The organism is Candidatus Poribacteria bacterium (assembly GCA_026702755.1).
In the GTDB taxonomy this organism is placed as follows: Bacteria; Poribacteria; WGA-4E; order WGA-4E; family WGA-3G; genus WGA-3G.
Genome location: JAPPBX010000038.1, coordinates 98192 through 116226 on the forward strand (window position 1 = coordinate 98192; position 18035 = coordinate 116226).

19 protein-coding genes are annotated in these 18035 nt (G+C 48.2%); 15 read left to right on the forward strand and 4 right to left on the reverse strand.

The annotated features are described in order from the left end of the window. Positions 1 to 16 precede the first annotated feature (16 nt). The 9 genes from OXH39_07750 (at position 17) to OXH39_07790 (ending at position 8820) form a co-directional block, all read left to right on the forward strand. On the forward strand, positions 17 to 280 hold the full coding sequence (locus OXH39_07750; GenBank protein MCY3550340.1) for a YggT family protein: 264 nt from the start codon (positions 17 to 19) through the stop codon (positions 278 to 280). A gap of 130 nt (positions 281 to 410) precedes the next feature. Further along, positions 411 to 3056 (forward strand): class I tRNA ligase family protein, encoded by a 2646-nt coding sequence (locus tag OXH39_07755; protein MCY3550341.1) that lies wholly within the window; start codon positions 411 to 413, stop codon positions 3054 to 3056. Continuing rightward, entirely contained in the window at positions 3043 to 3540 is a 498-nt protein-coding gene (gene lspA, locus OXH39_07760; GenBank protein MCY3550342.1) for a signal peptidase II, read from the forward strand. Before OXH39_07755 ends, lspA begins: the two co-directional genes overlap by 14 nt. 49 nt (positions 3541 to 3589) lie before the next feature. Then, a complete protein-coding gene (locus OXH39_07765; GenBank protein MCY3550343.1) occupies positions 3590 to 4159 on the forward strand; it encodes a hypothetical protein in 570 nt (189 codons plus the stop codon). 97 nt (positions 4160 to 4256) lie between these two features. Next, positions 4257 to 5198, forward strand: coding sequence for a methionyl-tRNA formyltransferase (gene fmt / locus OXH39_07770; GenBank protein MCY3550344.1), 942 nt, complete (start codon positions 4257 to 4259; stop codon positions 5196 to 5198). A 2-nt stretch (positions 5199 to 5200) separates the two neighbouring features. Then, entirely contained in the window at positions 5201 to 6178 is a 978-nt protein-coding gene (locus tag OXH39_07775) for a PASTA domain-containing protein (protein ID MCY3550345.1), read from the forward strand. A 23-nt stretch (positions 6179 to 6201) separates the two neighbouring features. Further along, the gene (rpe, locus tag OXH39_07780) at positions 6202 to 6861 is read left to right on the forward strand and encodes a ribulose-phosphate 3-epimerase (GenBank protein ID MCY3550346.1); all 660 of its coding nucleotides are present in this window, start codon (positions 6202 to 6204) and stop codon (positions 6859 to 6861) included. A gap of 15 nt (positions 6862 to 6876) precedes the next feature. Continuing rightward, positions 6877 to 7617 (forward strand): RsmE family RNA methyltransferase, encoded by a 741-nt coding sequence (locus OXH39_07785; protein MCY3550347.1) that lies wholly within the window; start codon positions 6877 to 6879, stop codon positions 7615 to 7617. Positions 7618 to 7710: 93 nt separating this feature from the next. After that, entirely contained in the window at positions 7711 to 8820 is a 1110-nt protein-coding gene (locus OXH39_07790) for a M20 family metallopeptidase (GenBank protein ID MCY3550348.1), read from the forward strand. On the opposite strand, the gene OXH39_07795 is transcribed toward OXH39_07790, so the two are convergent. Then, on the reverse strand, positions 8786 to 9247 hold the full coding sequence (locus OXH39_07795; protein ID MCY3550349.1) for a molybdenum cofactor biosynthesis protein MoaE: 462 nt from the start codon (positions 9245 to 9247) through the stop codon (positions 8786 to 8788). The two genes, OXH39_07790 and OXH39_07795, sit on opposite strands and share 35 nt — an antisense overlap. Beyond that, positions 9240 to 9494 carry a molybdopterin converting factor subunit 1 gene (moaD, locus tag OXH39_07800; GenBank protein ID MCY3550350.1) on the reverse strand — a complete coding sequence of 85 codons (255 nt, stop codon included), beginning with the start codon at positions 9492 to 9494 and terminating at the stop codon, positions 9240 to 9242. The genes OXH39_07795 and moaD overlap by 8 nt, the downstream gene beginning before the upstream one ends. Before the next feature lie 211 nt (positions 9495 to 9705). Here moaD and OXH39_07805 point away from each other — a divergent pair, with 211 nt between their 5' ends. Genes OXH39_07805 through OXH39_07820 form a run of 4 tightly spaced genes read left to right on the forward strand, consistent with a single transcriptional unit; the run spans position 9706 to position 12980 of the window. Next, positions 9706 to 10329 (forward strand): hypothetical protein, encoded by a 624-nt coding sequence (locus tag OXH39_07805; GenBank protein MCY3550351.1) that lies wholly within the window; start codon positions 9706 to 9708, stop codon positions 10327 to 10329. Between the two features lie 42 nt (positions 10330 to 10371). After that, positions 10372 to 10728, forward strand: coding sequence for a dihydroneopterin aldolase (gene folB, locus OXH39_07810; protein ID MCY3550352.1), 357 nt, complete (start codon positions 10372 to 10374; stop codon positions 10726 to 10728). Beyond that, positions 10721 to 11920, forward strand: coding sequence for a phosphodiester glycosidase family protein (locus tag OXH39_07815; GenBank protein ID MCY3550353.1), 1200 nt, complete (start codon positions 10721 to 10723; stop codon positions 11918 to 11920). Before folB ends, OXH39_07815 begins: the two co-directional genes overlap by 8 nt. 28 nt (positions 11921 to 11948) lie before the next feature. Continuing rightward, the gene (locus OXH39_07820; GenBank protein ID MCY3550354.1) at positions 11949 to 12980 is read left to right on the forward strand and encodes a hypothetical protein; all 1032 of its coding nucleotides are present in this window, start codon (positions 11949 to 11951) and stop codon (positions 12978 to 12980) included. Between the two features lie 67 nt (positions 12981 to 13047). Here the strand turns inward: OXH39_07820 and OXH39_07825 are convergent, their stop codons facing one another. Then, complete coding sequence (locus tag OXH39_07825) at positions 13048 to 14334, reverse strand: hypothetical protein (protein ID MCY3550355.1); 1287 nt, start codon at positions 14332 to 14334, stop codon at positions 13048 to 13050. A 108-nt stretch (positions 14335 to 14442) separates the two neighbouring features. Next, positions 14443 to 14775 (reverse strand): thioredoxin, encoded by a 333-nt coding sequence (gene trxA, locus OXH39_07830; GenBank protein MCY3550356.1) that lies wholly within the window; start codon positions 14773 to 14775, stop codon positions 14443 to 14445. Positions 14776 to 15228: 453 nt separating this feature from the next. On the opposite strand from trxA, the gene OXH39_07835 reads away from it, so the two are divergent. Both OXH39_07835 and OXH39_07840 read left to right on the forward strand, forming a co-directional pair. Next, a complete protein-coding gene (locus OXH39_07835; protein MCY3550357.1) occupies positions 15229 to 15864 on the forward strand; it encodes a 2Fe-2S iron-sulfur cluster-binding protein in 636 nt (211 codons plus the stop codon). A 46-nt stretch (positions 15865 to 15910) separates the two neighbouring features. Further along, on the forward strand, positions 15911 to 18028 hold the full coding sequence (locus OXH39_07840; GenBank protein ID MCY3550358.1) for a xanthine dehydrogenase family protein molybdopterin-binding subunit: 2118 nt from the start codon (positions 15911 to 15913) through the stop codon (positions 18026 to 18028). Positions 18029 to 18035: the final 7 nt, after the last annotated feature.

Genomic DNA, 18035 nt, shown 5'->3' on the forward strand with positions numbered 1-18035 from the left:
GGACCTTTAAAAAATTATGGAAATGCTTGCTTGGTTCGTCAGTGAAGTGCTTGAAATTTACATCATAGTGGTCTTCGCGAATACGGTGCTGTCTTGGTTCGTTTTTAGCACACAAAATTCAGTCGTTAGGCAACTATACTGGTGGACGAGTCGAATCGTAGATCCTGTTTTAAATCCGATTCGGAGTGTGATCGGACCGATGACTCGGAATTTTGGTATTGACATTTCACCTTTTGTGCTGATTATTCTGTTACAGTTTATATCTTGGGTACTCTGGTAATCGGTGGATAGGTGTGCCAATCTGTTTGATGTCGTAAAAAATTGGGAGGCGGCTGACAAAAAAAGCATAATCATGGTAACGATCCGTTTGTCGAACTGACAAGCGATCCAGAGACAACAGTCCGAAAAATATGAAGAAACGAAATTCCGCTACAAAAAGCACGACGCGTAAACGGGGTAAAACCACGAGGTCAAGCGAGAAACCTCAGTTGGCAGACCGTGCAAGAGAAAAAGCTATTTTGGAAACTTGGGCGAATGTCAATGTATATCCGCTCGTGACGAAGAAAGCTAACGCTGCAGGGAACAACACAGCGAAAGGGAACGCTGCGCAGCAACACGATTCCTCTCAACCGGAAACTTACGTCCTCCGGGAGATGCCCGCCTCAGTTCATGCCCTCACTCTCAACACTCTTTGTAGAAAAGTTTGTCAAGACATCTTCCTTAAAGCAGCATTAATGCAGGGACATCAAGTCATATACGTACCTGCTTGGGAGACCTATCCTCTCTGGATTGAGGAGTCTATCATTGCTGCCGCCAAATCTAAGGATCCAATCAAATTGTCAGTTCTTCGGAAACGTTGCCGTGCAAGACACAAACAGGCATTAGAGGTTCAGAAGGAAAAATTCCATCAACTCGGCATCTTTGCGGATTGGGATACTTCCCAGAAAACCCTCGAATCGCGACAGGAAGCGAGACTCATTGCCCTTATTAGCCGACTTCGGGACTCTGACTACTTACACGATCTACCGCAACTGAGTCCGTGGTGTCCTAATTGCACTGTCCCAATTAATGAGGCGAATCTCGTACAAATGCCGACACGCGCTTTGAATGGTTACGTAAAATTTCCTTTCACGCTTGGGTTAGAGGAATTTGGCATTGACGTTTTCTTTTGTCTCCAGATGCCACATCTTTGGGAAATAGCAGGGATTGTTGAACTCGGTATTACTGACAATATTACGTATTTGCTTACCCAATGGAAGGATGAATATCTGCTTTTTTCGGAACCGCAGTTTGAACATTTTATGAAACACCTTCCAAAGAGGCAGTCCAGACCGAAACTTGTCAAAGAAATCAAAGCCTCTGAACTTGCGCAATGTGCTGTAGCGCACCCGCTTTTTCCATCAAAAGACTTGAAGATCAGACTAATTCCTGAGACCTTGGTGACAAATACTACCCACGATACATTAACATCCTCCTTAGAATCCGGCGTTATGCCCCTAAATCCGGCGCATCATCAACCCAGTTACAACATCGCCCAAGCATTAGAAATGAATGCTACGCCTGTTTTTGATGAAACTGGAAGATTCACTGAGGAAGCAGGGCAATTGTGTGGCTTGTATCTCTTTGATGCCGAGAATTTTATTGTTCCGCAGTTGGAAAGATGTGGATATCTCCTCAAGACACGGAACGACGAAATGCATGAACCTCACTGTCCTCGCTGTAAGGAACTGGCTGTTTTTCGACCGTGTTCAAAGTGGGTGTTCTCTATCTCCGAAAACCGCGCCACTGTCCAGTTACTCAACGCCCAAGAGTATTGGGACAATTACGGCGACACCGAGCATAAAGATATTCAAGATGTACAAAACGCCGTTCTCAATTTCGGAGGCTTGCCAGTTTCAGCGCAACGGCAGTGGGGGATGCCGCTTCCGATTCTCCTCTGCGACCAGTGTGATGAACCGCTCACCGATAAGAATACACTCAATGCAATCCGGAATTCTATACAGCGGGGATTTGAATTTTGGTTCCGATTGAGTGTTGAAGAGCTTTTACCGGCGGATACACGATGTCTAAACTGTAATTCGAGTGACTTTCGTAAAGAGGCCACCCTCATTGATAGCCATTTTGCCAATTTGCTTCAGATCATTGACAACTCTGACTTCAAGAAACCACTCGGTGGCCACACCAGTGTCATGTTTGTTCCACAGACGGATACAGCCGATTCCAAATGGACAGAATGGTTGGCAGAAATCAGTGTCATCTCTGCTGCACTTAGTAGAAGTCGCCCAATTAAAGAAAGTCAACCCTTTAAGCAACTAAAGCTTAACACAATGCCGGAAGTTGACAGCGAAATAGACGTGGCAGACGCATTTCTCAACAAATATCCGGCTGATGTGGTTCGCCTCGTCGCAATAACTCCGAGTGTCGGGACGGAACAGGTGGACCAAAAACAACTTGAAAAGCTCGCAAAAGATTACTCGGTTCAATATCAGCTGCTCCAGGGACTATTGGAAGATATAAGCACTCAGTTGAAGAATGATGGTCAGTCATCAGTTATCAGTCCTGACGGAGATGATCCTATCGAACGAGAGTCCTCTTCAACTGATAACCGACAACTGATAACCGATAACTATTCCATTGATTCATTGGCAATCATCGTTACCGCTCAGTTTTTACAGGAAGTGCAGCAGGCTTATCAGGATGCAAATTTTTATGAAATCTGGACAATATTAACGGATTTCTGTGAGAACGATCTTCGCTTTTACGTCAGTGCTGTCAAATCATGTCCTGCTGAAAGGCTACACGCGGCGCAAGTTACCTTGTCGCAAATCGGGACTGCACTCCTGCAACGCTTCGCACCCTTGACTCCTTTTTTGGCGGAACATTTCTATCCGCTCATTGCTACAGAAGGTGTAGCCGGTAACCATAGCATTTTTCAGAAAAATTGGCACCTACTCTCGCCTGTTGATGGGCAAACCTTGCACATTTCCGATATAGAAACGGATAATGCAAAAGCGGAATGGGAGGTGCTCAAAAATACATACCATGCAAAGTCCTAAGAAACGTACATGGCAAACGCTCCTACCCTTAATCGGCGTAGCGATTCCAGTGTTAATACTGGATTGGGTGAGCAAATGGCTCGTACAAACCTATATAACTTACGTTACAGAGGTAATTCCGATTATTCCGGGTTTTTTCAACCTTCGGCACGATAGAAATCCAGGCGCAGCTTTTGGCGTACTCTCCGGACATAGGTTTTTGCTGATTCTCATTACGATTGTTGCTTTAGTTTTCATTTTCGCTTATTATCTTCGTTTCAGGGAGAGCCGTTGGATGCAAGTCGCACTCGGGTTTTTACTTGGAGGTGCCGTTGGAAACTTTATTGATCGGCTCTATTTGGGTGAGGTTGTTGATTTTCTCCAGTTCGGTATAGCCAGCAAAGGGCTCTTTTGGCCAACCTTCAACGTCGCTGATATATCTGTGTGTATTGGTGCGGGAATGCTAATTGTTTACCTTTTCAAAAACCGTGATCAAGCCCAGTAAGCTTAGTGCCATGAGATACAATACAACTTTTTGTATAGGAGGGTAATTCGTGTGTAAATTGAGTGTGCAATTGTTCCTATTAAGTGTAGCCCTTCTTTTTATCGTAGCAGTTCCACACGCGACAGCGCAAATTCAGATAGAACCTTCGACAGACGGAACAGAACAAGAAGAACCAGAGGTATACAGTGAAAGTGCTTTACGGCGGTTTGAGATTATCACATTGAGTTCTCTACCGTTTACTGCTATTCACAGTTACGTGGTAATGCGTGGTGTGAAAATGTTTCGTGAGAATCAATTCGCTCCTGAGTTGACACCGGGGGACTATCGGATTATTGGCATCGGTGCTGTCTCGTTATCTTTGTTCATTGGTGTATGGGATTGGTTGCATACCCGCCATGTTGATCGGTCGGCACCACGTGTGCCAGAACCACAAACACCGCCACCCGTTGAAGATGAGGAACCCGTGGAGGGGACGCTCGCGAGGCTGTCCGAAACCAGTCCGCATACAGCGAGATATAGAGGCAGGTCTTTGGAAGATTCTATAAATAAGGAACTGAATGGTTGGGCAAATGAACGCCCTGTCGGTTTCGCTGTCCCGTTCATTCAAATTCGTTTTTAATAGTTATCGGTTATCGGTTGTGAGTTGAAATATCTGATTTAACCAAACTGCCTCTTAACTGACTGCTGATAGCTGACCGCTGATAACCACTAAAAAAATGCGCATTCTCTTTATGGGCACCAGTGAGTTTGCTGTTCCAGCACTCAAAGCACTTATCTTCCACAAATTTGAACTCATAGGGCTTGTTACACAACCTGACCGACCAAGCGGGCGCGGGAAACGCCTCAGTCCGCCACCTGTCAAGGTAATCGCTGCGGAACACAATATACCGATTTATCAACCTGAAAAGGTAAGAAGGCCAGATTTTGTAAAAATCCTTAAACACCTCGCGCCAGATGTAATTGTCGTCGCTGCCTTCGGTCAACTGTTGCCCCAGACCGTTTTGGATATTCCGCCGTGTGGGACTATCAATTTGCATCCCTCTCTTCTCCCGAAGTATCGGGGTGCCGCCCCGATACAGTGGGCGTTGATTAATGGTGAAACCGAAACGGGTGTGACACTGATGTTATTAAATGCAGGTGAGGATACGGGTGATATTATTTCGGCAGACCGAGTCTCGATCCGAGATGAGGATACCGCTTTTACATTGACGGAACAGTTGGCGCAACTCGGCGCAGCTCAACTCGTCCGATGTCTCTCCGATATGCCAAATGAGGGACCACCATCGGCGATTCCTCAGAACCATGCCGAAGCAACCCACGCCCCGCGTCTAACAAAGGAGACTGGACACATTGATTGGAATCAACCGGCGACGACAATTCACAATCTTGTCAGAGGCACAGCAATCTGGCCCGGTGCTTATACTTTCTTTCGCGAGGGACTTCGACTCAAGGTTATCCGCTGTCAACCACTCCCGCGGACATTTGCTGCACAACCGGGGACGCTTGAAATAATCGACAGACAAAAGCTCATCGTTGCTACAGGGGAAGGAGTGCTTCAGTTGTTAGAAATTCAACCTGCGACCAAAAAAGTTATGGAAGCATCCGATTTTATCAATGGTTATCAATTGCAAACGGGCGAGCAATTTTTGACATCATAGTTATGAATAGCCTTAATGATACCCTATTTGCGATATTCAAGGTTTCGTTATACTTCCTAATTCTCTTCGGTATAATTGCCGTGTTAGCCATTTTCGTTATTATTCCGACTTGGGTTAGGACTGAGGAGGTGCTTGTCCCAAACATCACTGGGAAAACCTATTATGATGCCGTGCAGAGCCTTAATGATGTGGGCCTTCGACCCGCGAAGACGATTCAGGTAGCAAGTAGTGATGCCCGCAAGGGTGAGGTTGTCTCACAAGATCCGGGGGAGAACTTTAAAATAAAATCGTATCAGCCGGTTAAGATTACAGTCAGTATCGGATCGGAGTTAGTACCTGTTCCGTCTGTTATTGGAAAATTACGAGCGGATGCTTTTGATACCCTCACAACTGCGGGTTTTCGTCCAAATCGGCTTGCTTTTGTCCATTCCGAAAATTATCAGCAAGATACCGTCATCGCGCAAACGCCTCCAGAAGGGGGTGGTCAACGGCGCGGAAGTCCGGTTAATCTTTTGATAAGCCGCGGCCCCACACCACAATTCATTGAACTTCCGAACTTCCAAGGTCAACGCGCTGCTGATGTCCTCGTCGAACTCGAATCGGTTGGACTAAAAGTTGAGACCAAATATAGTTCGCACCCCAAAATCCCTGAAGGCGCGATTATTGCCCACGAACCGCCAGGGGATGTGATGATAAAAACCGGAGACTTAGTCCTCCTTGAAATTAGCGGTGTGCAAGGATCGACTGGAGATATTGGAAGATTGCTACCTTTCAAGCACTCCGTCGGCGAAGGAGGGGAGATCTCACGTCAGGTTAGAATTGTTGTGATTGATGACTACGGTGAACGCACTGCTGTCAATCAACGCTATGCCCCGGGTACAGTGATTGATTTGGAACAGAAAGGGTTCCGCGTTTTCGGCAAAACGCGGGTGATCGTTTATGAAGATGGCGAAAGACTGCCTGAAGTGCTTTATCGATAGGACTTAACCGAAGGAGTGTCCCAATTCTTACCCCTAAAATTGCGCCCTCATTGCTCGCTGCAGATTTTAGTTGCCTTGGTGAAGAGGTTAGTCGAATCGTTGATGCTGGGGCGGATATGCTTCACTTCGATGTGATGGATGGTGAATTTGTCCCTAACTTTGGTATCAGTCCACCGTTTATTGCTGCTGTTCGTCAAATAACCCAAGTCCCATTTGATGTCCACATCATGGTGACGCATCCGCTCCGTTATATCAGGGCACTTGTCACCGCAGGCGCGGATCTCATTACGTTTCACATCGAAAGTGATGATGCACCAGATGAAGTGATTTCGGCGATCAAAGCGCAGGGCGTTAAACCCGGTTTGGCATTCTCACCGAAAACGCCGATCTCTGCAGTCACGCCGTATCTTTCAGACATTGACTTAATCCTACCGATGAGTGTTGAACCCGGATTTGGGGGTCAAGCCTTTCAGCCGAGCACCCTCGAAAAGATAACGGAATTACGGCAAATCATCCAAGAGTCGGACCTACAATTGGACATCTCTGTTGACGGTGGTGTAACGACAGAAATTGCCCCTCTTGCTATTGATCGAGGTGCAACGATTCTCGTCGCAGGAACAGCCATCTTCCGCAGTCAGCAGCCGGAAACAGTTATTGAACAACTTCGCATAGGTGCAATCTAAGGCGTTGCTCACAAGATGCACACTTTCTATGTTCCTCCCTCTCAGATCCAAACTCATATTGCTACGATTACTGGTTCGGAACATCACCATCTCCGTAATGTTCTCCGCACAACGCCAGGTGAGACTATCCGAATTATTGACGGGCAAGGTAATGTCTATACCGCAGAAATGCTTGAGACGGACACAAATCGATCTTTAAGCGAAGCCCGAATCCTCACCCACGAATTTCACGCAAAGCCGCCACTTTCGCTCGCCCTGTTTCAAAGTCTTCCTAAAAACGATAAGATGGAACTGGTTCTCCAAAAAACGACAGAACTCGGAATCACACAGATTGTGCCGATGCACTCAGAGCATGCTCTACAAAAACCGAGTCAGAACCGATATGAAAGGTGGCATCGTGTTGTTGTCTCTGCCACAAAGCAGTGTAAACGCGCGTGGTTGCCTGAGTTATGCAGCCTGCAGACGTTTGAGGCATCTCTTGCACAACTCGAAAAGTTTTCACTTCGGCTGTTGTTCATCAGTCCGAATCATAGTGGTGGATCACAGACACAGCATATCAAGACAGTTTTGCGAAGGGTTCCCGACCCTACCGCCATCGCGCTCTTTGTTGGACCGGAGGGTGGCTTTTCCGATCAGGAAATTGCCGCTTTGGTTGATAGTGGCTGCGTCCCTGTGACGCTCGGCACAAACACCTTACGGACAGAAACCGCTGCGATTGCAGCTGTTGCTGTTACCACCTATGAATACCAATTGTAGGCGTAATTCTGAAATCACAACGCGCTACGCTAAAAAATTCATTGACAAAGTTCGACGTTTTTTATACAATTCCGAACTATGGATGCAAAAGAATTGACCAAAACCCTCATCGGGTATAATACAGTAAGTCCCCTCAGCAACGTTGAAGTTATGGATTTTCTGACGGGAACGTTGGGATCCGTTGGTTGTGAGGTAGAGCGGGTTGAATACAAGGACCCAGCGGGTGTTCTGAAGGTAAATCTGATTGGACGCAAAGGACCGGAGAACGGTGAACGCGGGCTTGCACTGCTTGGACATATCGATACCGTACCTGCTATCGGTTGGTCGATGGATCCGTTTGAGGCACGGATTGCCGATGGAAAAATGTACGGCAGAGGCAGTTGCGATATGAAGGGCAGCGTCGCTTGTATGATTGAGGTTGCATCACACTATGCAGCATCGGATCTAAAGGCACCGCTCTATGTCGTCATCACGGCTGATGAAGAGGTGGGCTACCTCGGGGCAACAGCGGTTGCCGAAAAGTCACAGATGTTCAAAAAGCACGGCTTTCCGAAGTATGGGGTCATCGGTGAACCGACAGAACTCCATGCAGTATATGCCCACAAAGGGACTGTCCGCTTTACTGCCACAGCCCACGGGCGTGCAGCGCACAGCAGTACAGGTGAAGGCGACAACGCGAATCTAAAGTTAATTCCGTTTCTTGCAGAAATGCGGGATATCTATCACGAATTGATGAGCGATACCCAGTATTTCAACGACGAATTCACACCGCCCTTTACAGACTGGAATATCACTATCAGTGATGGTGAGTGTGCAGGGAATATTACTTCCCCGTTAAGCGTGTGTTGTATCAATTATCGTCCAATGCCGGGGGACAATGCGCAAGAATGGATAGACCGCGCGCGTGACTCGGCTGAAAAGCATGGGTTAATATTCGATTTGTATATTGACGCGCCTCCGGTACGCACGCCACCCGATGCGGAGATTATCCAAGTAGCACTTGAAATAACCGGTGAGACTGAACCCCAAACCGTCGCCTATGGCACCGATGCTGCCGTCTTCGCGCAGCACATGGAAACCGTTATCATCGGACCCGGCAGTATTCTACAAGCGCATACGGTAGATGAGTGGATGGCGTTGGACCAGTTTCCACAGGGGATCTCAATCTTTAGTCAGTTTGTGAAGCGGTTTTGTGCGGCTTAGGCGCATCAAAAAAGACGGCATCCGGTTTGACCCATTCTGTTTCGCCGTCTGCCCACACTTCACGCTTCCAGATAGGTACGATCTGTTTGAGGCGGTCCATCGCGTATTTACACGCTTCAAACCCATCTTTACGGTGGGGGGATGCGACTGCTACTGCTACGCTCACCTCACCGATTTCTAATTTCCCGACGCGGTGAACCATCGCAACACGGTCGAGATCCCATTTGTCTGAAATTTCTTGTGCGATCTCTGCCATTTTTTTCTCTGCCATCGGTGGGTATGCCTCGTATTCAAGGCACTTTACTGGTCTACCATCGGTGTTGTTCCGAACCGTGCCGAGGAATAGCACTACCGCACCCGCATCCGGTCCCTCCACCGCTTCACGCACTTCCTCGCCTGTAATGGTTTCGGTAATTATCTTAAACATCACAGCCTCCCGTTACAGGCGGAATTAGGGCGACCTCGTCTCCCTCCGTGAGTTCCGTGTTTTCCGTAGCATATTCCCAATTGACAGACATTTGCATCACTTCATAAAACTCGGCGATTTCGGGCCATTCTTCCTCAAGGCGTTTTAATATCGTGTTTACGGTGGCACCGTCCGGTAGTTCCATCTCTTCTTCGGATCTATCTAACATTTCGTGGCATACGGCGAAGTATTTAACTGTGACGTTCATAAAAATTCCTTTCCAACAGAGTTTTGGCGGTTAGCAGCACATGGACTATATGAATAAAGTATAGCACAAAATCAGTTATGTAGCAACCTCTTTACTATAAACTGCTCGACAAAATTCAGAATTGTATTGATTTTTGTTGAAGGTTCTGATAGAATAGGAGGACCGTGTGAATGTAATTCACCTATTTCGGACTTAACGCAGGAGGTAAACTATGAGACCGAAAGCGATTTGTTATTTCATCCTCGTTTTGCTGGTTTCCGCTGGATTGATGGCTTGCGGCGGCGATACTGATGATGATACGGAAGCACCCGATAAGCAAACCCAACCGACAGCGACAACACCTTCCGAAACAGCACAACCAGAGATCGCTGCTGGAAGGGATGTTGACTTTGCCGCTGAGGAGCAAGCGATCCGCGATCTTTATGCGGTGTACACTGCTGCCCATGGCGACAAAGATACTGACACGCTTGCAGAGGTTTGGCTCAGAAGTGAGGAGAGGGACGTTCTTACCGCTTGGACTTTCTGGGCAGGTGCCTTTGAGAGGAATGTAGGATGGAAAGAAGTAACAAAGGCATGGGACGGAATCTTCCGACTGCGCGGCGGTAATATGGTGGTTGACATCACCTACATCGCTATTGATAGCAAAGGCAAAGCAGCCGTTCTGCGAGGTGCATATAATTGGGGTAATCAGAGAGGCGATTTGATTTCCGCACTGAACAATGACGGTAAAGGTTGGAAGATTCGCTCGATTGATTATACGGATGGAAAATTTGGGAAACAGGTTAAAGACATTGTTGAACCTGCCTATACCTTCGGAGAGATTGCCGAGGAATAAAGTTAAGAGTAAGTTTTCACTTGCAAACTTCGCGCAAAAAAGATGGACAAACTCATCCTCAAAGGCATTCGATTTCACGGCTACCACGGCGTTCCCGAAGCGGAACGCCAAGTCGGTGGCCCTTATGAAGTTGATGCTGTCTTAGGATGTGCTCTCACAAACCCCGGCAGTACGGACGCACTTTCTGACACAATCGATTACGCTGAAGTCGTCGCGCGTATCGTTGAGATTGGTACGCAGCAATCCTTCCAACTTATTGAAGCACTCGCTGAAAAAATAGCCGCAGTGATTTTGGAACAATTTGCTGTGGATGAGGTGCGTCTCACTGTCAAGAAACTGAATCCCCCTATTGAACAACCGATTGACTATTTTGCCGTTGAGATTTTTCGTAATGCATAGATTTTGTGTCGCCATCTGTTTACTGCTATTGTTAATGCCAGCCACTATCGCACAAGCCGGTGGCGAGAAGAAAACACTGTTTCCCGATTTGGCACAAGGTCTCCATCTCTATCGTTACGACTGGGATGTCGAAACGTGTGTGCTTTACGTTGCAGAGATGTCCCGTCATGAAGTGCCGCTGCATTTTGAAGTAATGCTCGCAAACGCGCAAGTACTCGGTAAAGAGACCGTTCGTTCGATGGCAAACCGGCGCACACAACGCGGAGACCGGCGTGTTCTCGTCGCAGTCAATGGTGGCTTCGGGGTTCTCGGTGATATGCGGGGTTACGGTGGTGTGTTAGAGAATTTGCATATCCAAGATGGCGAATTGATCACACAACCAACCGATACCGAGGCGTGCTTCGGTGTAACCGAATCTGGCGAGTTCCTGAGCACTCCCGTTGAGATGAAAGCCAACTTGCAAATAGGCGCGCACACACTTCCACTCGGATGCATCAATCAGCGTAGACTTGATGGATGTCAAGTGACGCTTTATACTCCACGACTCGGTGAATCAACGCGCACCAACCGCCGCCGAGGTAGCGAAGTAATACTCAGCGGACTTCCACTCCCTTTAACGCCAGATTATACACATTCCTACCGTGTAGAGAAAGTCTCACGCGATGGAAATAGCACGATTCCACGGGACGGGGCAGTTCTCTGGATTAACACACGCTTAAAGAATCCAAGTGTTTCTCAATTCAATACTGGTGCGAGCGGGACCCTTACGCTTACCCTTTCACCGCCTGAGTGGAATCAAGTCCAACATGCTATTGGCGGACGGCTCCGACTCCTCAAGGACGGGAAAATAAATGAAACAATTGCGGAGATGCACCACGCCGAAAAACGACATACACCCGGCAAACGCGCATCAGTGCTGAATCTCAGCCATGAGCCACGCACCGCACTTGGCTATAATGCGGATAAACTCTTTTTAGTGGTCGCTGATGGACGGCAACCGAAGTATAGCACCGGTTTGACGCTTTACGAACTCGCCAGTATTCTCATTGAACTCGGCGCAACGGAAGCGATTAATCTCGATGGTGGCTCCTCCAGTACCTTTGTTGTTGAGGGTAAGGTCGTCAATAAGCCTTCTGGGCAGCAGGAGCGGGATGTTTTGAACGCTGTCTTTATTACAGCAGATGTACCGTAGGTACAACAGACAACCTCGGAGACGGACCTTGAAAATAGCGAATAGATTTCTAATATTACTATCACTGCTCTTTTGTTCTATCTTAGTCATTAATTCCACAGGTGCTGCGGAACTGCTCAGGGCAATCCCACTTTCGCAAACAGCGATTCAGCTACACTTTGATGAAGAATTGTTACCAGAGGAGGCAGAAAACCCCAAGAGTTACCAAATTGTACCAGATGTCCAACTTGAATACGGACTACTTGATCAACGAATGAACCGCACCTTACTGATTCTTAAAACACCATTAGATGTAGGGGAAACCTATCAACTTACGTTTCAAAATTCACCAACTAAAATAAAAATAACACTTCCACCGGTGAACGAAATAGCCTTTGGGACAGGGAACTCCGTTACATTCTCTGGGAAGGCACAGGACACGACGCTCGTCGTCAATAAGGATCGAAAGACCCGAAACAACAATGCCGGGGCGGAACCAAACCTCTTATGTGATCCGGCAGGAAGCGTCTTTTTCGTCGCTTTTGACATGTTTGATGCGTTTGAGGACATGGGTATCCGAGATCCAACACAAGTCTTGGAAGCAACGATAAGTCTATATGCACAACAGTCTGATACAGACGCTGCACAGACCGTTATCTTCCGTCGTGTTTTGCTCCCGTGGAAAGAGGGTAGAGGGACATCGACACGCGCTGAGGATAACGAACTCACCTACAATAGTGCCTTGCATCGCAACCTTCCCTGGAATAAGCCCCCCGCGCAAGCGATGTTGGCGGGGATAGATGGCGATAATGAAAGCGATTACAACGGTTCCGAGGATGTCGCACATCGGATTGATGGAACGTGCGAGATTCAGGAAGCAGGAAAACATTATCTGTTCAAAAGTGAGCTGCTCACGGATGCGGTACGTTTTTGGGTCGCGAATCCCGATTACAACTATGGGTATCTCTTCGCCTTGCGCGATGGCACCGCACCAGTCGTTTTTTCTTCAAAAGAGGCGACCGATGAAAGTCTGCGCCCGATGTTGACAATCCGGTACCAGACGACTTCCAATTCCGAATAGGGCAGCCACAAGGGTTGCCCCTACAAGAATTTTTATGGGTATCCACAGGGTTGCGTCCACAAGCAACTCACACGTACTTCCGCAGATGTGTCAAAGTTCGCTCCACTGCCCCTAAATTTTCCTCAATCAACTCCTGCCCGATACGTCCTGCTGTGACGCTTGCGTTTGTATCTTTCAGCCACGCCGTGATAGCATCTGCTAATTCCTGCGCAGTATGAACTAATTTCGCGCCACCCCGCTCTACGAGTAGAGATGCTTCATAAGCGTTCTGTATGGTCGGACCGAACAGAACAGGTTTCGCCATTGCAGCGGGTTCCATTACATTGTGAACACTTCCGCGGAAACTTCCACCCACAAACGCTATATCTGCCAATCCGTATAACTTCGCAAGAAGCCCTACCTTGTCAACGATAAGGACATCCACCGCCGATAAATCCACTTCAGGTTGAAGTTCAGAGAAACAGAGATGCGCCAATTTTTCTCGGTCCAGATGTCCCCGAATCTCCTTTATCCGTTCAGGCGTTGGTTCGTGCGGGACCAAGATCAGATGTGGGAAGTTTTCAGGGATATTTTCGCGCAGCAGCCGATAAGCCGGTAACAACACCTTTTCATCTTCTGCGTACGTGCTACCAGCGATGAGGATGGGACGTTTCAGACTTTGGTGTCCGTGGAAGAATACAGTATCGGGTTCGACCGCGTGTGCACGTCTATAGACCTGCTCATAACGCGTATCGCCGGTGACAACGATCTCGTGTGCCGGTGAGCAGAGCTCCCCGAAGCGAGCGGCATCGCCCTCCGAAATAGCGCAATGCACCTGAATATACTGATGCACGCTCCGAAAGAAGGGTTTCGCGAAATAAGATAGCCGTTTCGATTCGGCGTGCAGCGTTCCAGCGACTACGATAATCGGAATTTCGTGTTTAGAGGCTTTCCAAACGAGGTTGGGCCAAATGTCGAATTTGGAAAAAACGATTAGCGCGGGGTCAATAAGTCGGATGATGCGTTCCGCATTTCGTGGTGTATCAAGGGGAAGGTAGACAGCAGCATCGGCATAAGGATAGGATCGGGCATTCGGTGCAACGGAGGGTGAGAAGAAGGTTAGAACAATTCGGGTCTCTTCATAAATCGCTTCAATAAGCGGTTTCGCCTGTTCAAATTCACCAACAGAGGTAAAGTGAAACCATGTCGTTTTCTCTAAATGTCGGGCTTTCTGGAGTTGATTCTCAAGCTCCGCAAGCACACCCTTTCGTCCTTTGATGCCCTCCTGAATCTTGGGATTGCAGCACCCGGCTCCGTGGAAACCGACGAACATGGCAGGAACAGCGAACGCATTGTAGACGAATTGCCAAAACATAGTGAATCTTGGAAGGGCAAAAAGATAGGAAGAATGGAAGCGAAAACCTAATTTCTTCAATCTTCCAATCTTCCATTCTCCAGAAATGTGATTACGAAGCGTGGTTGATTACAGAGCGTCTAAGATTTTTTTCTTAAGTGCATCTTTAGGCATCGCGCCGACAATCTGTCCATTGGGTGCCACTTTACCGTCCTTAAACACAAGCAGTGTTGGGATACTCCGAACGCCGTACTGCATCGCGGTCTGACGGTTGTCGTCAACATTAACTTTCCCGACTTTGAAGGTCTCCGAGTTCTCCTCAGCAAGTTCCTCCAGGATGGGGGCAATCATTTTGCACGGACCACACCACTCTGCCCAAAAGTCAACAACAACGGGCGTGTCGGATGTAAGTACCATTCCTTCAAATGTGTCGTCACTAATTTCAAACGTATTCGCAGCCATGATAGCTCCTTTTTCTTTAGAATAGGACTTACACACCGCTGGCATGGGCGGTTTCGTAGGTCCTGTAAAATTTGGTAAGCGAAATGCTACCTTGTAATATTATGCTTGCGCAATTCCTCTTATAAGTGCGTTGGGGCATTAATATAATACGCTATTCTGAAAAAAATTGCCAATCAATTTTTCATCTTTGAGGAGGAACTTATAATAAAATCCGAAAATATGTTGACAGTTCGTCAGTGAACAAAAGCCTCGCCGTTCTCCTTCTAACCTTCCAGTCTTCCAATCCGGCAAGTATCGAATTTTGCGTAAATTTTGTAATTGTGCTTCGCTCGTTTTTTTGTTGAGAAAAAATATGAAATGTGCTATATTGAAGGAAATTGAGAGATAATGAATTTTTAAGCAACGCAATGCGTATAACTTTAATCCGAATTCACAATTTTAAGGAGGCACCGTATGCCTGAGAAAGAGAAAAAGCAAGGGACGAACATCTCGCGCCGGAATTTCTTGAAAGGCGTAGGTACCGGTACTGTCGCAGCGACCGTTGCGCCCAGCGTCCTAATTGGCAGCGAAAAAGCCGCCGATGCTCAAACAGGCGACGCTGTCGCGAGCGCGACGATCCAACTCACTATCAATGAGGAGACGTATCAGGTCGAAGTTGAGGCGCGCACAACCCTCTTAACTGTTTTGCGGGACGGGATTGATACAGGCGGAAACAATATTGACTTGACCGGTGCCAAACTAATTTGCGATCGTGGTGAATGTGGTGGCTGCACGGTCATGGTAGATGGGAAGCCCGTCTATGCCTGTATGATGCTCGCGATGGATGCGCAAGGCAAGCAGATAACGACTGTCGAGGGGTTAGCAGATGGCGAGAATTTGCATCCAGTTCAGGAAGCATTTATCAAACACGACGCGCTGATGTGTGGATTCTGCACACCCGGTTTCGTGGTTGCATCCGCAGCATTATTGGGTGAAAATGCGAACCCGACGCTTGAAGAAATTAAGGTCGGTTTATCTGGAAACACTTGCCGCTGCGGCACCTATCCGTTTATCTTCGATGCTGTGAAAACCGCGTCACAGAAGATGTGATTTGAAAGCAAGACTTGGCTTATGAGACGCAAAAGGAGGACAACACATGGCATCATGGGGAGAAGCAAGTGAATCTCGTCTCATCGGAAAACGGATAACCCGTTTGTCCGGTAAGGACAAAGTCACTGGAAAAGCAAAGTATACTTTTGATATTAATGAACCGGGGCTGCTTTATGGACGTATCTTGCGTTCCGAAGTCGCGCATGCAACCGTTATGGGTGTTGACATGAGCGAGGCAGAAGCGTTGCCCGGTGTCAAAGCGGTTCTTCCGTTGATTGAAGTTGGCAAGAAAGTCCGTTACCAAGGACAGGAAATTGCCGCTGTCGCTGCTGAAACAGATGACATCGCTAAAGATGCGATCCGTCTCATCCATGTTGATCTGGAGGAATTACCACACGTCGTCACAGAAGAGGACGCAATGGCAGAAGGTGCGCCGGAGATCCGAGATTGGGCGAATAATCAGAGCGAACCTGGTGTTAGAGAGGACGGCAATATTGCGGAAGGGTTTGCCGAAGCCGCTGTTGAGGTTGAGGCGACCTATCACACGCCCGTTCAGACACACGTCTGTTTGGAAACGCACGGGCATGTCGCGAAATGGGAAGATAATCAAAATCTTACCGTTTGGGCATCTACGCAAGGTGTTTTTGGGGTCCGCAATGATTTCGCTCAGCGTTTTGAACTACCTGCAAACCAAGTCAGGGTCATCACGGAACACATGGGTGGTGGATTTGGGAGCAAATTTGGACCCGGTTTAGAAGGTCATACCGCCGCTGAATTGTCCCGTATTACCGGTAAGCCAGTTAAGTTGATGCTGACCCGGAAAGCGGAGCACCTCGTTGCTGGCAATAGACCTTCAATGACGCAGACGGTACGCGCGGGTGCAACACGCGATGGACGGCTCATCGCTTATGATATGAAGGGCTACGGCACAGGTGGTATCTCCAGCGGTGCAGGTTTCACGGGACCTTACGTCTACTATGTTCCGAACAGTCGGACAGAACGGTTTAACGTGGCTACCAATGCTGGTAATCAGCGCGCGATGCGTGCGCCTGGACACCCGCAAGGTGCTTTCGCCATGGATTCGCTGATGGATGAACTTGCCGAAAAACTCGGAATGAATCCACTGGAGTTCCGACGTATCAACGACCCAAACGAAGTACGTCAAGCGCAATATACGCTTGGGGCACAAGAGATCGGATGGCATCGTCGTAACAGCGTCCCAGGCTCCGGCACAGGCGTGAAGAAACGCGGTATGGGTGTCGGCAGCGGACAATGGGGCGGTGGTGGTGGTCGCGGGACAGAAGCACGGGTCACTATCAATGCAGACGGCACTGTTGAAGCCGTTACAGGCACGCAAGACATCGGCACAGGTGTCCGGACAGTTATTGCGATTATTGTTGCCGAAGAATTTGGTCTTAATACTACCGATATCCGTGTGACGGTTGGTGATAGCCAGCCTGGATTACCTTCTGGTGGTAGTGGTGGTAGTCAAACAACTCCTTCGGTGGCTCCTGTTATCAAAACCGCAGCGGCGGCAGCGAAACAGAAATTGTTTGAACGTATCGCGCCACTGCTTGATGCACCTGTGGCAGATCTTCGTGTCGGCACCGGTACGATCTATGCCGTTTCTGATAGGACAAAAACGATTACGTGGAAGCAGGCGGCCGGGCAACTCGGTATGGAAAGCATCAGCGAGGGTGGAACTTGGGAAGAGGATCTCCGCCAAAATGGTGCCGCAGGCACGCAGTTCGCTGAAGTTGAAGTTGATACGGAAACCGGGGCTGTCAGACTTATCAAAATTGTCGCCGTTCAGGACTGTGGATTGGCGATCAACAGGTTGACAACGGAAAGTCAGATTAACGGCGGTGTTATTATGGGGTTGGGGCAAGCGTTGCTTGAAGAGCGGTTCATGGATCCGGTGACCGGACGAATGCTCAATGCCAACCTTGAGGATTACAAAGTTCCAGGGACCTTTGAGATCCCTGAGATTAAATCCATCGTTTTCGATACGCACCGGAAGGTTACAGGTGTGGGTGAACCACCGTGTATTCCAACGCCTGGGGCTATTGCGAATGCGGTTTACAATGCGATTGGCGTACGGGTTCGATCATTACCGATAACACCCGATAAGGTTCTTGACGCACTTGCTGAGAAGAAGGCATAAGGAGGTA